The 13,343-nt window shown below is 60.0% G+C and carries 13 protein-coding genes; 9 read left to right on the top strand and 4 right to left on the bottom strand.

Translation table 11 applies throughout. The features are described 5' to 3' along the window. Positions 1-209 precede the first annotated feature (209 nt). Positions 210-1,703 carry an aldehyde dehydrogenase gene (locus MEB48_RS16085; RefSeq protein WP_237885098.1) on the top strand — a complete coding sequence of 498 codons (1,494 nt, stop codon included), beginning with the start codon at positions 210-212 and terminating at the stop codon, positions 1,701-1,703. A 184-nt stretch (positions 1,704-1,887) separates the two neighbouring features. Further along, positions 1,888-3,030, top strand: a complete 1,143-nt coding sequence (locus MEB48_RS16080) for an MFS transporter (protein ID WP_237885097.1) — start codon at positions 1,888-1,890, stop codon at positions 3,028-3,030. Between the two features lie 38 nt (positions 3,031-3,068). Here the strand turns inward: MEB48_RS16080 and MEB48_RS16075 are convergent, their stop codons facing one another. Further along, positions 3,069-4,643, bottom strand: a complete 1,575-nt coding sequence (locus tag MEB48_RS16075; RefSeq protein ID WP_237885096.1) for a phospholipase D family protein — start codon at positions 4,641-4,643, stop codon at positions 3,069-3,071. Between the two features lie 58 nt (positions 4,644-4,701). Then, positions 4,702-6,123 (bottom strand): aminotransferase-like domain-containing protein, encoded by a 1,422-nt coding sequence (locus MEB48_RS16070; protein WP_237885095.1) that lies wholly within the window; start codon positions 6,121-6,123, stop codon positions 4,702-4,704. A 179-nt stretch (positions 6,124-6,302) separates the two neighbouring features. Between MEB48_RS16070 and MEB48_RS16065 the strand changes: the two genes are divergently transcribed. Next, positions 6,303-6,548, top strand: a complete 246-nt coding sequence (locus MEB48_RS16065; protein ID WP_237885094.1) for a DUF1127 domain-containing protein — start codon at positions 6,303-6,305, stop codon at positions 6,546-6,548. A gap of 129 nt (positions 6,549-6,677) precedes the next feature. On the opposite strand, the gene MEB48_RS16060 is transcribed toward MEB48_RS16065, so the two are convergent. Further along, positions 6,678-7,991, bottom strand: a complete 1,314-nt coding sequence (locus MEB48_RS16060; RefSeq protein WP_237885093.1) for an NAD(P)/FAD-dependent oxidoreductase — start codon at positions 7,989-7,991, stop codon at positions 6,678-6,680. Between the two features lie 147 nt (positions 7,992-8,138). Here MEB48_RS16060 and MEB48_RS16055 point away from each other — a divergent pair, with 147 nt between their 5' ends. Continuing rightward, entirely contained in the window at positions 8,139-8,492 is a 354-nt protein-coding gene (locus tag MEB48_RS16055; protein ID WP_007894729.1) for a YkgJ family cysteine cluster protein, read from the top strand. A 115-nt stretch (positions 8,493-8,607) separates the two neighbouring features. On the opposite strand, the gene MEB48_RS16050 is transcribed toward MEB48_RS16055, so the two are convergent. Further along, positions 8,608-9,096: an Lrp/AsnC ligand binding domain-containing protein gene (locus MEB48_RS16050; RefSeq protein WP_003206849.1), complete on the bottom strand. Its 489-nt coding sequence runs from the start codon at positions 9,094-9,096 to the stop codon at positions 8,608-8,610. A 154-nt stretch (positions 9,097-9,250) separates the two neighbouring features. Here MEB48_RS16050 and dadA point away from each other — a divergent pair, with 154 nt between their 5' ends. From dadA to MEB48_RS16025, 5 genes are all read left to right on the top strand, one after another. Then, positions 9,251-10,555, top strand: coding sequence for a D-amino acid dehydrogenase (gene dadA / locus MEB48_RS16045; protein ID WP_237885092.1), 1,305 nt, complete (start codon positions 9,251-9,253; stop codon positions 10,553-10,555). Next, complete coding sequence (locus MEB48_RS16040) at positions 10,527-10,880, top strand: RidA family protein (protein WP_030132425.1); 354 nt, start codon at positions 10,527-10,529, stop codon at positions 10,878-10,880. The genes dadA and MEB48_RS16040 overlap by 29 nt, the downstream gene beginning before the upstream one ends. Before the next feature lie 99 nt (positions 10,881-10,979). Further along, positions 10,980-12,053, top strand: coding sequence for an alanine racemase (gene alr / locus MEB48_RS16035; RefSeq protein WP_237885091.1), 1,074 nt, complete (start codon positions 10,980-10,982; stop codon positions 12,051-12,053). A gap of 129 nt (positions 12,054-12,182) precedes the next feature. Next, complete coding sequence (locus tag MEB48_RS16030; RefSeq protein WP_007894746.1) at positions 12,183-12,731, top strand: cupin domain-containing protein; 549 nt, start codon at positions 12,183-12,185, stop codon at positions 12,729-12,731. Positions 12,732-12,913: 182 nt separating this feature from the next. After that, positions 12,914-13,327 carry a c-type cytochrome gene (locus MEB48_RS16025; RefSeq protein ID WP_237885090.1) on the top strand — a complete coding sequence of 138 codons (414 nt, stop codon included), beginning with the start codon at positions 12,914-12,916 and terminating at the stop codon, positions 13,325-13,327. The last annotated feature ends 16 nt before the right edge of the window (positions 13,328-13,343 follow it).

Raw genomic sequence — 13,343 nt, 5'->3', positions numbered from 1 at the left:
TTGCGCTGGAAAATTGAAAGTCTATGTTTATTAAAATGAACATCGCAAGGCCGTTTGCCGGCCTTATGTCAAATATATTGAAACTTCACCGGCCGCTGGTTTAGGGTAACGGTTGCCTTGAGCCGAAAAGCAGGCTGGCCGGGCAGAATTCCTGACAGCGCCCGCATAGAACGCGGGGCACTCGTATTCAATAAGAGGAGGACACTCGAATGACCACCCTGACTCGTGCCGACTGGGAACAACGCGCTCGCGATCTGAAGATCGAAGGCCGCGCCTACATCAATGGCGAATACACCGATGCCGCCTCTGGCGATACCTTCGAGTGCATCAGCCCGGTCGATGGCCGCCTGCTGGGCAAGATTGCCAGCTGTGATGCTGCCGACGCCCAGCGTGCGGTGGACAACGCCCGCGCCACTTTCAATTCCGGCGCCTGGTCGCGCCTGGCGCCGACCAAGCGCAAAGCCACCATGATTCGTTTCGCCGGCCTGCTGAAGCAGCACGCCGAAGAACTGGCCCTGCTCGAAACCCTGGACATGGGTAAGCCGATCAGCGATTCCCTGTACATCGACGTTCCCGGCGCGGCGCAAGCCCTGAGCTGGAGCGGCGAAGCCATCGACAAGATCTACGACGAAGTCGCCGCCACTCCGCATGATCAGTTGGGTCTGGTGACTCGCGAGCCGGTCGGCGTGGTCGGTGCGATCGTGCCGTGGAACTTCCCGTTGATGATGGCCTGCTGGAAGCTCGGCCCGGCACTGTCCACGGGTAACTCGGTAATCCTCAAGCCTTCCGAAAAATCGCCGCTGACGGCCATTCGCATTGCGGCGCTGGCGGTTGAAGCGGGTATTCCGAAAGGTGTGCTGAACGTGCTGCCGGGTTACGGTCACACCGTCGGCAAGGCCCTGGCTCTGCACAATGACGTCGACACCCTGGTGTTCACCGGTTCGACCAAGATCGCCAAGCAACTGCTGATCTACTCCGGCGAATCGAACATGAAGCGCGTCTGGCTGGAAGCTGGCGGCAAGAGCCCGAACATCGTGTTCGCCGATGCGCCGGACCTGCAAGCCGCCGCCGAAGCCGCTGCCGGTGCCATCGCCTTCAACCAGGGCGAAGTCTGCACCGCCGGTTCGCGCCTGCTGGTGGAGCGTTCGATCAAGGATAAATTCCTGCCGCTGGTGATTGAGGCCCTGAAAACCTGGAAGCCGGGCAACCCGCTGGATCCGGCAACCAACGTCGGTGCACTGGTGGATACCCAGCAGATGAACACTGTGCTGTCCTACATTGAGTCCGGTCACACCGATGGCGCCAAACTCGTGGCGGGCGGCAAGCGCATTCTTCAGGAAACCGGTGGCACCTACGTCGAGCCGACAATTTTCGATGGCGTGAGCAACGCGATGAAAATTGCTCAGGAAGAAATCTTCGGTCCGGTGTTGTCGGTCATCACCTTCGACAGCGCTGAAGAAGCCATCCAGATCGCCAACGACACGCCTTACGGTCTGGCCGCTGCAGTCTGGACCGCCGACATCTCCAAGGCTCACCTGACCGCCAAGGCATTGCGTGCCGGTAGCGTGTGGGTCAATCAGTACGACGGCGGCGACATGACCGCGCCGTTCGGTGGCTTCAAACAATCCGGCAACGGTCGCGACAAGTCACTGCATGCGTTCGACAAGTACACCGAGCTGAAGGCGACCTGGATCAAGTTGTAGGCCAGTGAGGGGGCTCGGTAGTCAATCGGGCTCCTGAACGACACAGATCCCCTGTGGGAGCGGGCTTGCTCGCGAAGGCGGTGTAACAGCCAACATTGATGTTGGATGTGATGGCCTCTTCGCGAGCAAGCCCGCTCCCACATTGTTTTGCGCTGCACATAAAATATCCACAGGAGTGTGGAACATGCGTTGGGCGACTTATTTCGCCGTTTTGGCGTCTGTCTTGAGTGTCGGCCTGGCCCTGGGGGTCAGCATGCCGTTGGTGTCGCTGCGTCTGGAGGGCTGGGGTTACGGCTCGTTCGCGATCGGCGTGATGGCGGCGATGCCGGCCATTGGTGTACTGCTGGGGGCGAAAATCTCCAGCCACCTCGCGGCCCGTCTCGGCACGGCCAATCTGATGCGCCTGTGCCTGTGGGCCGGGGCGGTGTCCATCGGCTTGCTGGCGCTGTGGCCGAGCTATCCGATCTGGCTGCTGCTGCGGTTAATGATCGGGGTGATCCTGACCCTTGTCTTCATCCTCGGCGAAAGCTGGATCAACCAACTGGTGGTCGAGCAATGGCGCGGTCGGCTGGTGGCGCTGTATGGCAGCAGTTACGCATTGAGTCAGCTGGCCGGGCCGTTACTGTTGGGAGCGTTGGGCACAGAGCATGATTACGGCTTCTGGGTCGGCGTTGCTTTGCTGATGGCTGCACCGCTGCTGTTGCTGGGCCGTAGCGGAGCGCCCAGTAGCGAAGCCTGCAGCGTGACCCTGGGTGACCTGTTGAACTTCTGCCGCGGCCTGCCGGCGATTGCATGGGCGGTATCGCTGTTCGCCGCATTCGAAGCGATGATCCTGACTTTATTGCCGATCTATTGCCTGCGTCAGGGCTTCACCACGGAAATCGCCTTGGCGATGGTCAGTACGGTTGTGGTGGGTGATGCCTTGCTGCAATTGCCGATTGGCGCACTGGCCGATCGCTTGTCACGGCGTACGTTATTCACCGGCTGCGCGATGCTTTTGCTGCTGTCGAGTCTGGCGATTCCGTTGCTGATCGATACGCTGTTGATCTGGCCGCTGTGGGTGTTGTTCGGCGCCAGTGCCGGTGGTTTGTTCACCTTGTCGCTGATCCTGATTGGCGAGCGTTATCGCGACGATGCCTTGGTGCGGGCCAATGCCCATATCGCGCAGCTGTGGGGAATTGGTTGCCTGATCGGTCCTTTGGCGGCGGGTGCCGGGAGCCAGTGGATCAGCGGGCATGCCTTGCCGTTATTGATGGCGGCGGGTGCGCTGGGGTTGGTGATTCTGGTGTCGCGGCAAGGGGCGTTTGGCACGGTGCAACCTGCGTAATTTTGTAGTAACTGCCGAACGCAGGCTTCGCCAGCTGACTACAACATTCGTTCCAGGCCAACCATGCTGCTAAGCCATGAATTGAAGTGTCGCCACCACCCCCCCGGTTCTTGGGTCAATATGCGCTGCTTGCCGTCATCTTCGGTGACCCAGACGATCTGACCCTTTTCCAGTCGAGCCTGATAGCTGAGGGCGGGCGCCATTCCTTCAAGTGCCAGTTCGCGCACACGCGCGGCAAGTTTCGGGCTGTCCACCAGGACCCCGACTTCGGTGTTCCACAGCACTGAGCGCGGGTCGAAATTGAATGAGCCGATGAAGGTTTTCTGCTGATCGAAAATAATCGCCTTGCTGTGCAGGCTGGAATCGGAACTGCGATACGACCCGCTATGAAACAGACGCGGTCCGCTGCCGCTGTCACCATTGTCGCCGGGCTGGCGGCGTAATTCGAACAGCTGCACGCCATGCGCCAGCAAGGCTTTTCGATAAGGCGCATAACCACCGTGCGCTGCCGGTACGTCAGTGGCTTCCAGTGAGTTGGTCAGCACACTGATCGATATGCCGGCATCGGCGCGACTGGTCAGGTATACCAGGCCCGGTTGGCCGGGTACGAGGTAGGCCGAGACCATGATCAGTTCTTTGCTGACCCCATTAAGCTCAGGTGCCAACTGAGTGGTCAGCAGTAAGTGTGGGTCCGGCTCGCCCTCGGACAGGACTTTGCTCGGAGCGTCCCACAATGCCTGGTTCCAGGCCCAGATCAGCTCGCGACGCCAGACATCCAGGCGCGGGTGAGTGGTATAGGCCATCAACTGCTGGTAAAGCGCGTGGTTCTGTTTTCGCGTTTCCTCCAGGGACTCGTCCAGTCGGGTCCGGGTATTTTTCAGGTCCCTGGCTGTCGGCTTGGTCGAGAGAAACTGCTCGATCGGCTTGCTCAGGGCGCTGTTCCAGTACTGGTCGAAGCTGTGCCCCAGCTGCTCTGCAACCGGGCCGAAACCGAGTATGTCGATGTCGGTGAAATTCAGATTGGGCTCGGCATCGAAATACTCATCCCCCAGGTTGCGTCCGCCAACGATCGCCGCGCTGTTATCCGCCACCCACAGTTTGTTGTGCATGCGCCGGTGTTGCAGCGACAGGTTGAAGAGCCGGCCCGCGGTTCGTGTAACGACGGTGCTGCGGCCCAGATGCAGCGGGTTGAACACGCGGATCTGAATCTTCGGATGGGCGGCGAGAGTTGCGATGATTCGGTCCAGGCCATCGCTGGTGGTGTCGTCGAGCAGAATCCGTACCCGTACTCCACGGTCGGCAGCCTTGAGCAACTCACCCACCAATATCCGCGTACTGATGCCGTCATGGACAATGTAGTACTGCAGATCGAGACTGCTTTGGGCGTTGCGAATCAGCTCGGCGCGGGCGGTGAAAGCCTCGGAACTGTCGGATAGCAAGCGAAAGCCCGATTGGCCCTGATGGGGGGCAGCCTGGGCCTGGATCGAGCGGCCGAACGCCGAGTCTGCTGCCGGTAGGGCCTGACTCGGTTCGCGAGGGGCGCTGAGCGTCGCGCAGCCACCCAGGAACGAGGCGAGTAACAGAAGAGCAAGCAGGGGCTGTCTGGTTCTCACGGAGCATATTCCGTTGGCGGCCTTGTTAGTTATATGGACGCTGGATCCCGAAGAAAGGTCAGTCGGTTTCCGCCAGCAGTTTGATCGCCGCCGCGCCAACCTTGCGCACCGCTTCCTCGATCTGCGGTGTGGGTTTGGCCGCGTAGTTCATCCGCAGGCAATTACGGTATTTACCCGAGGCTGAAAAAATACTGCCGACGGCAATCTGGACGCCTTGGTCATGCAGCGCTCGATTGAGCTTCAGGGTGTCGAAGCCCTCCGGCAGTTCGACCCATAGCATGAAGCTGCCTTGCGGACGGCTGGCCCGGGTGCCGGCGGGAAAGTAGCGGGTGACCCAGTCAATCATCGCGTCGCGATTGCGCTGGTATTGCGTGCGCATCCGCCGTAAATGCGGCTCGAAGTGCCCGGACTTGAGAAATTCGGCAATCGCAATTTGCGGTTGCGGCGCGGTGCAGCCGGTGCTGATGTACTTCATGTGCAGCACCCGTTCCAGATAACGACCTGGCGCGACCCAGCCAATGCGCAGGCCCGGTGCCAGGGTCTTGGAAAAAGAACTGCAGAGCAGGACGCGGCCGTCTTCGTCAAAGGATTTGATCGTGCGTGGACGAGGGTAGGTGTAAGCCAGTTCGCCATACACATCGTCCTCGATAATCGCCACATCGAAACGCTGTGCGAGCGTCAACAACGCGCGTTTGCGCGACTCCGGCATGATGTAGCCCAGCGGGTTGTTGCAGTTGGGGGTCAACTGTATGGCTTTGATCGGCCATTGCTCCAACGCCAGTTCCAACGCATCGAGGCTGATACCAGTAAGCGGATCGGTGGGGATTTCCAGCGCTTTCATGCCCAGGCCCTTGAGGGTCTGCATAGCGCCGTGAAAGCTCGGCGAATCCACGGCCACAATGTCACCCGGCTCGCAGATAGCGCGGATGCTGGTTGACAGTGCTTCATGGCAACCGGTGGTGATTACCAGATCGTTGGCGCTCAACTGGCAGCCGGAATCGAGCATCAGGCGAGCGATCTGTTCGCGCAATTCGAGGGTGCCGTAGATGTTGTCGTAATACAGGCCGGGCATGTCCTGCCGACGGCTGATTCGTGCCAGGTTGCGCAGCAGCGGTTTCATGGTCGGCGTGGTGATGTCCGGCATGCCGCGACCCAGTTGCACGACGTCCTTTCGCGGCACGGCGCGGATCAGTTCCAGCACCTGATCCCACTGGGAAATATCCACCGGTCGTTGGGCTGGCCGGCCAACCACTGGCAGCTCCGGCAGCTCGCGACTCACGGGCACGAAGTAGCCTGATTTGGGTTTGGGCATCGCCAGACCAACGTCTTCCAGCATTCGATAGGCTTGCTGCACCGTGCTCAGGCTGACCCCGTGTTCGACACTCAGCGCCCGCACCGAGGGCAACCGGTCGCCGGGACGATAGAAGCCCTGTTCGATACGTGTGCCGAGCAATTCGGCGAGATTGACGTAGAGGGTCATGGCGCAGTCTCGATGTGGGTGATTCGGTTAACCAGCACAGATGGGGCAAAAATATGTGATTCAGAGGCTGAAACTGAAAATCTGTATGGATTTAATACACCATCATTGAATCTGTAATGCTTTTCATCGTCCGCGCATCATGAAAGCTCTGGCTACCCAAGTAAACAGGAGCGACGGAAATGAACGGCTTGAGCGATGTGCGGCTGACGTTACACAGTCAGGAACTGGCGGCAGGGCAAAAAAACGGAGCACGCGAGGCGGTCCTGCGCAACGCACCGTCCTGCCTGGGTCGCTGGGGCCTGTTCTGGCATCGCCTGCACACGCGCAAGGCGTTGCTGACGCTGACACCGGAGCAGTTGAGGGATGTAGGGCTGAGTCGGGAGCAGGCGTTGGATGAGGGGCTTAAACCGTTCTGGCGGATCTGAGTTCCAGGGCGCTCTTTGATCGTTCCCACGCTCTGCGTGGGAATGCCGCCCCGGACGCTCCGCGTCCGCTGTGACGCAGAGCGTCACTGGATGCATTCCCACGCAGGAGCGAGGGAACGATCATCTTCCTCAGACCAACTCTTTAAGGCGATGCCACAACATCCCCAACGCCAACAACGGCGAGCGCAAATGCTTGCCACCGGGGAAGGTGATATGCGGCACCTTGGCAAACAGATCGAACCCTCCACTCTGCTGGCCACTGATGGCCTCCGCCAACAACCTGCCCGCCAAGTGTGTGGCGTTCACCCCATGGCCGGAATAGGCCTGGGCGTAATACACATTCGGCTGCTCCTTGAGCCGACCGATCTGCGGCAGGCGATTGGCGCCGATGCCGATCATCCCGCCCCATTGATAGTCGATTTTCACTCCGGCCAGTTGCGGGAATACCTGCAGCATCTTCGGTCGCATGTAGGCGGCGATGTCTTTGGGGTCGCGTCCTGAATAATGGCAGGCGCCGCCGAACAGCAAACGTCGGTCCGCCGAGAGTCGGTAATAATCCAGCGCCACCCGTTGATCGCAGACCGCCATGTTTTGCGGCAGCAGCGCGTGAGCCTGTTCTTCACTCAAGGGTTCGGTGGCGATGATGTAACTGCCGGCGGGCAGCACCTTGCCGCCGAGTTGCGGATTGAGATCGTTGAGGTAGGCGTTGCAACCCAGCACCAGCGTCTTCGCGTGAACTGAGCCCTGGGCGGTGTGGACTTTGACCTCGGGGCCGTAATCGATGCGGGTCACCGCCGATTGTTCGAACAGCTTTACGCCCAATTGTTGGGCGGCGGCCGCTTCGCCGAGTGCCAGGTTCAATGGGTGCAGATGCCCGGAGCCCATGTCGATCAGACCGCCGACATAGCGGCCGGAACCCACCACGCTGTGTATTTCATTGGCTTGCAGCAGACGGGTTTCGTAACGGTAACCGAGGCTGTGTAGCTCGATGGCGTCTTCGGCGAAGCCTTCCAGGTCTTGAGTCTTGTTGGCGAGGTCGCAGTAGCCCCAGGTCAGGTCGCAAGGGATCTGAAAACGTTCGATCCGCTGTCGGACGATTTCCACCGCTTCCAGGCCCATCAGTTTCATCTGACGCACACCGTCTGCACCGATCACGTTGACGAATTGATCGAGGCCATGGCCGACGCCGCGAATCAATTGCCCGCCATTGCGTCCGCTGGCGCCCCAACCGATCTTGTGCGCTTCCAGCAGCACCACGCTGAAGCCACGTTCAGCCAGTTCGAGGGCGGTGTTCAGCCCGGAGAACCCCCCGCCCACCACGCACACGTCCGCGACAAGCTCACCTGTGAGCACCGCAAGATCGGGCTGCGGCAGGCTGCTGGCGGCGTAATAAGAGGCCGCATGTTGATGGCTCGGGGAAGGTTGCTGAACAGGGGCGTTCATATCCGTCATCCTGATGCGTGTGTTTGAAAAAGTGGACGGAGGATAAGCCGCCACTTCGGACGCGGGCAACACCGGTCGGCTGGCACTGTCTGGATGGGGGTTTTTGCGTCAGAATCCCGGTCTATTCCGCTTTCGGTCACCGCTTCGATGAGTTGCAACAGTCAGAAAATTCGCACGCTGCGCCAGCAGATTCCCTCCTTCGAGTGCGTGCCCGGCTGCCATGACTGTTGTGGGCCGGTGACTACCTCGCCCGAAGAAATGTCCCGCCTGCCGCGCAAGACCCGGGCCGAGCAGGATGCGGCGATGGATGAACTCAATTGCGTCCATCTGGGCCCCAACGGCTGCACGGTGTATGACGAACGACCGCTGATCTGTCGGCTGTTCGGTACCACCAAGACGTTGCCGTGCCCCAACGGGCGCCGGCCGGTGGAGCTGATCCATCCGCGGGTCGAGAAGCAGATTCATGAGTACATGGCCAGCACCCGGCAGGTCCTCGTTTGATCGTTCCCACGCTCTGCGTGGGAATGCAGCCCGGGACGCTCTGCGTCCCAAGAGCCGAACGCGGAGCGTCCGTTGAGGCATTCCCACGCGGAGCGTGGGAACGATCTGTGTAGGCTCAATCCGGAATCGGCAGGTTCAGGCTCTCTTTCACTTCTTCCATCACGATATAGCTCTTGGACTCACGCACATGCGGCAGCTTGAGCAGGATGTCGCCCAGCAGTTTGCGGTACGAGGCCATCTCGGAAATCCGCGCCTTCACCAGATAATCGAAATCCCCTGACACCAAATGGCATTCCAGTACGTGGGGCAATTTCAGCACCGCGCGTCGGAACTCTTCGAAAGTATCGCCGGATTTGTAGTCGAGGCTGATCTCGACGAACACCAGCAGGCTACCCTTCAGGTGCTGCGGATTCAGGCGGGCGTTGTAGCCCATGATGATCCCTTCGCGCTCCAGTCGTCGGACCCGTTCGGTGCAGGGCGTGGTGGAGAGCCCGACCTTTTCCCCCAGCTCGGTGAAGGAAATGCGCCCGTCCGCTTGCAGGATCCGCAGGATGTTGCGGTCGATCTTGTCCAGCTCACGTTTGGTCTGAGTGTTGGTCCGCATAGGGGATGCGCCTCCGTGAAAAGGGTTTTTGCCGAGAATTGTCGCCAAATATAAGCACTTATATAGTGAAAAGCACTGGCTAATCTTTTTTAAACTGCCCACATCTTCGGTCTGCACTAAACGTCAGCGGTAAGCCGCGATGAGGGATATGAAAATGCGCGTTCTGGTCTTGGGTAGCGGCGTCATCGGTACCGCCAGTGCCTATTATCTGGCACGGGCCGGCTTTGAGGTGACGGTGGTCGATCGTCAGCCAGCAGCGGCCATGGAAACCAGTTTCGCCAACGCCGGGCAGGTTTCGCCGGGTTATGCCTCGCCGTGGGCCGCGCCGGGCGTGCCACTCAAAGCCATCAAGTGGCTGTTGCAGCGTCACGCGCCGTTGGCGATCAAGGCCACCGCCGACATCGACCAATACCTGTGGATGGCGCAGATGCTGCGCAACTGCACTGCCAGCCGTTACGCGGTGAACAAGGAGCGCATGGTGCGCCTGTCCGAGTACAGCCGCGACTGCCTCGACGAACTGCGCGCCGAAACCGGCATTGCCTACGAAGGCCGCAGCCTGGGGACTACCCAGCTGTTCCGCACCCAGGCGCAGCTCGATGGCGCCGCCAAAGACATCGCCGTGCTGAAAGAGTCCGGCGTGCCGTTCGAACTGCTCGACCGCGCGGGCATTGCCCGGGTCGAACCGGCCCTGGCCAGTGTCACCGATATCCTCGCCGGTGCCTTGCGTCTGCCGAACGACCAGACCGGCGATTGCCAGATATTCACCACCCGCCTGGCCGAGATGGCCACGAAACTGGGTGTGGAATTCCGTTTCGGCCAGGACATTCAACGCCTCGACTTCGCCGGTGATCGCATCAACGGCGTGTGGATCGACGGCAAGCTGGAAACCGCCGACCGCTACGTGCTGGCCCTCGGCAGCTACTCGCCGCAATTGCTCAAGCCGTTGGGGATCAAGGCGCCGGTGTATCCGCTCAAGGGTTACTCGCTGACCGTGCCGATCATCAACCCGTCGATGGCTCCGACTTCGACTATTCTCGACGAGACCTACAAGGTCGCGATCACTCGTTTCGACAACCGTATCCGCGTCGGCGGCATGGCGGAAATCGCCGGTTTTGACCTGTCGTTGAACCCACGTCGGCGCGAAACCCTGGAGATGATCGTCAACGACCTTTATCCTCAGGGCGGCGATCTGCCCCAGGCAAGTTTCTGGACCGGCCTGCGTCCGACTACTCCCGACGGCACGCCGATTGTCGGGGCTACACCGTTCAAAAACCTGTTCTTGAACACGGGCCACGGCACGCTCGGCTGGACCATGGCCTGTGGTTCCGGTCGTTTGCTGGCTGACCTGATGGCGAAAAGAACCCCGCAGATCAGCGCCGAAGGCCTCGATATTTCCCGTTATGGCAACAAACTCAAGGAGTCTGCAAAACATGTCAATCCAGCGCCAGCTCACCAATGAGCGCATGAGCCAGATCGTTGTCCATAACAGCACCGTGTATCTGGCAGGGCAGGTCGGCGATGATATGAGCGCCGGGATTGAACAGCAGACCCGTGAAACCCTCGCCAACATCGAGCGTTTGCTGGATCTGGCCGGGACCGACAAGAGCCGTCTGTTGTCGGTGACGATTTACCTGAAAGACATCGACGCGCACTTTGAAGGCATGAATTCGGTGTGGGACCAGTGGCTGCCCAAAGGCGTTGCACCGGCCCGCGCGACGGTCGAATCGAAGCTGTGCGAACCGCAAATCCTGGTCGAGCTGTCGGTTGTTGCCGCGCTGCCATAACGCTCAGCCAGAAAGATCCCTCTCCCGGTGCTGTTGGTGGTTCACGCTGTCAGCCAGTGCCGGTTTTTTATTTCAATGACCGACTAGAAGTCTGCCGCCATGCGTCCAGCCCGTGCCCTGATCGACCTTCAAGCCCTGCGCCACAACTACCGGATCGCCCGTGAGGTCACGGGGGCCAAGGCTCTCGCGGTGATCAAGGCCGACGCCTATGGCCATGGCGCGGTGCGCTGCGCCCAGGCACTGGAAGCCGAGGCGGACGGGTTCGCCGTGGCGTGCATCGAAGAAGCGTTGGAACTGCGCGCTGCCGGCATTCGTGCGCCGGTGTTATTGCTGGAAGGTTTTTTCGAAGCCGATGAGCTGTCGCTGATCGTCGAGCATGACTTCTGGTGCGTGGTGCATTCGCTGTGGCAGCTCGAAGCCATCGAAAAAGCCGCGCTGAGCAAACCGATCACAGTCTGGCTCAAGCTCGACTCGGGCATGCACCGCGTTGGCCTGCACCCGGCGGATTACCAGGCGGCCTATCAACGGCTGCTGGCCAGCGGCAAAGTGGCGAAGATTGTGTTGATGAGTCACTTCGCCCGCGCCGATGAGCTGCACTGCCAGACCTGCACCGAGCAGGTCGCGGTGTTCGAGGCGGCGCGTCAGGGTTTGTCGGCTGAAATCAGCCTGTGTAATTCGCCGGCGGTGCTCGGTTGGCCGCAGATTCCGAGCGATTGGGTACGCCCGGGCATCATGCTCTACGGTGCGACACCGTTCGAAGAGCTCAATGCCGTGGCGTCTCGCCTGCAACCGGTGATGACCCTGGAATCGAAAGTGATTAGCGTGCGTGAACTGCCGGCCGGCGAGCCGATCGGTTACGGCGCGAAATTCGTCACCTCCAAGCCGATGCGCGTGGGCGTGGTGGCGATGGGTTATGCCGATGGCTATCCACGTCAGGCACCGACCGGTACGCCCGTGATGGTCGCCGGGCAGCCTAGCCAGTTGATTGGCCGAGTGTCGATGGACATGCTCTGCGTCGATCTGACCGACGTGCCACAAGCCGGCCTCGGTTCGCCCGTCGAGTTGTGGGGCAAAAATATCCTCGCCAGTGACGTCGCGACCGCCGCGGGCACGATTCCTTACCAGATCTTCTGCAACCTGCGTCGAGTACCGCTGCTCTATTCCGGGACCTGACGAAAAACGTTCCCGACCGAAAGTCGCTTCGCCAAACCGGATTCAGGCCCAAGTGTTGTAAATACTGAACGCTGTCGCCATGATAACGCTCAATATTCCTGCAAACCTGAATCCCTGGAGGCTCCAGCATTGGACGTCGGTGAACGACTGCAATCGATCCGTAAGCTCAAAGGTCTTTCCCAGCGTGAGCTCGCCAAACGCGCGGGTGTTACCAACAGCACCATTTCGATGATCGAGAAGAACAGCGTCAGCCCCTCGATCAGTTCGCTGAGGAAAGTGCTGGGTGGGATTCCCATGTCCATGGTCGAGTTCTTTTCCGAAGAAATCCTGCAGGAAAAACCGACTCAGATCGTCTATAAAGCCCACGAGCTGATCGATATTTCCGATGGTGCAGTGACCATGAAACTGGTCGGCCGGGCTCATCCGAGCCGGGCTATCGCGTTCCTCAATGAAATCTACCCGCCAGGCGCCGACACCGGTGACGAGATGCTCACCCATGAGGGTGAGGAAACCGGAATTCTGGTGGAAGGTCGGCTGGAACTGGTGGTCGGGCTCGAAACATTTGTGCTCGAAGCCGGCGACAGCTACTACTTTGAAAGTACCAAGCCGCACCGCTTCCGTAATCCGTTCGATGCCCCGGCGCGACTAATCAGCGCAGCCACACCAGCGAATTTCTAAGAGAAGAGGCGTCCTGCCCGGATTGCGCAGACGCCCCTGCTGTATTTCCACTCCACGATAAAACCCCTTCGACTTTGGGGTTGTTTCAGTGTGGCGGGCTTACCGCTATACTTGCGCCCGCCTGCGAACCGTGGCCGTAGGCGTGACTAGCCACCATTGAGGGTGTACGCGTGAACCTAATTATGAAAATGCTGGCCGTACCAGCAACCGTATTGGCCCTCTGGGCTGTCAACGCACAAGCTGCGACCAACGATGAAATCGCCAAGCGCCTTGAACCTGTTGGTCAAGTCTGTGTTCAGGGCAAAGAGTGCAAGGGGATGGAAGTTGCTGCTTCTGCGGGTGGTGGTGATGCCAAAACCCCTGACTCAGTGATTGCAAAACATTGCAACGCATGCCACGGCACCGGCCTGTTGGGCGCACCGAAAGTCGGCGATGCTGCAGCCTGGGGCGAGCGTGCCAAGAAAGAAGGCGGCCTTGATGGCTTGCTGGCGAAAGCAATCTCCGGCGTCAACGCGATGCCACCCAAAGGCACCTGTGCTGATTGCTCTGATGCCGATCTCAAGGGCGCCATCCAGAAGATGTCTGGCCTGAAGTAAGCCCGGTCTTCAACGA

It is taken from the genome of Pseudomonas sp. PGPR40 (assembly GCF_022014505.1).
Taxonomy (GTDB): Bacteria; Pseudomonadota; Gammaproteobacteria; order Pseudomonadales; family Pseudomonadaceae; genus Aquipseudomonas.
Note: the sequence above shows the minus strand (reverse complement) of the source record. Positions and strands in the feature narration are given on the sequence as shown.

What these genes read in the sequence shown, in the direction of transcription:
- MEB48_RS16085 (WP_237885098.1), top strand. Translation starts at nt 210, where the DNA reads ATGACCACCCTGACTCGTGCCGACTGGGAACAACGCGCTCGCGATCTG.
- MEB48_RS16080 (WP_237885097.1), top strand. Translation starts at nt 1,888, where the DNA reads ATGCGTTGGGCGACTTATTTCGCCGTTTTGGCGTCTGTCTTGAGTGTC.
- MEB48_RS16070 (WP_237885095.1), bottom strand. Translation starts at nt 6,123, where the DNA reads ATGACCCTCTACGTCAATCTCGCCGAATTGCTCGGCACACGTATCGAA.
- MEB48_RS16065 (WP_237885094.1), top strand. Translation starts at nt 6,303, where the DNA reads ATGAACGGCTTGAGCGATGTGCGGCTGACGTTACACAGTCAGGAACTG.
- MEB48_RS16060 (WP_237885093.1), bottom strand. Translation starts at nt 7,991, where the DNA reads ATGAACGCCCCTGTTCAGCAACCTTCCCCGAGCCATCAACATGCGGCC.
- MEB48_RS16055 (WP_007894729.1), top strand. Translation starts at nt 8,139, where the DNA reads ATGAGTTGCAACAGTCAGAAAATTCGCACGCTGCGCCAGCAGATTCCC.
- MEB48_RS16050 (WP_003206849.1), bottom strand. Translation starts at nt 9,096, where the DNA reads ATGCGGACCAACACTCAGACCAAACGTGAGCTGGACAAGATCGACCGC.
- dadA (WP_237885092.1), top strand. Translation starts at nt 9,251, where the DNA reads ATGCGCGTTCTGGTCTTGGGTAGCGGCGTCATCGGTACCGCCAGTGCC.
- MEB48_RS16040 (WP_030132425.1), top strand. Translation starts at nt 10,527, where the DNA reads ATGTCAATCCAGCGCCAGCTCACCAATGAGCGCATGAGCCAGATCGTT.
- alr (WP_237885091.1), top strand. Translation starts at nt 10,980, where the DNA reads ATGCGTCCAGCCCGTGCCCTGATCGACCTTCAAGCCCTGCGCCACAAC.
- MEB48_RS16025 (WP_237885090.1), top strand. Translation starts at nt 12,914, where the DNA reads ATGAAAATGCTGGCCGTACCAGCAACCGTATTGGCCCTCTGGGCTGTC.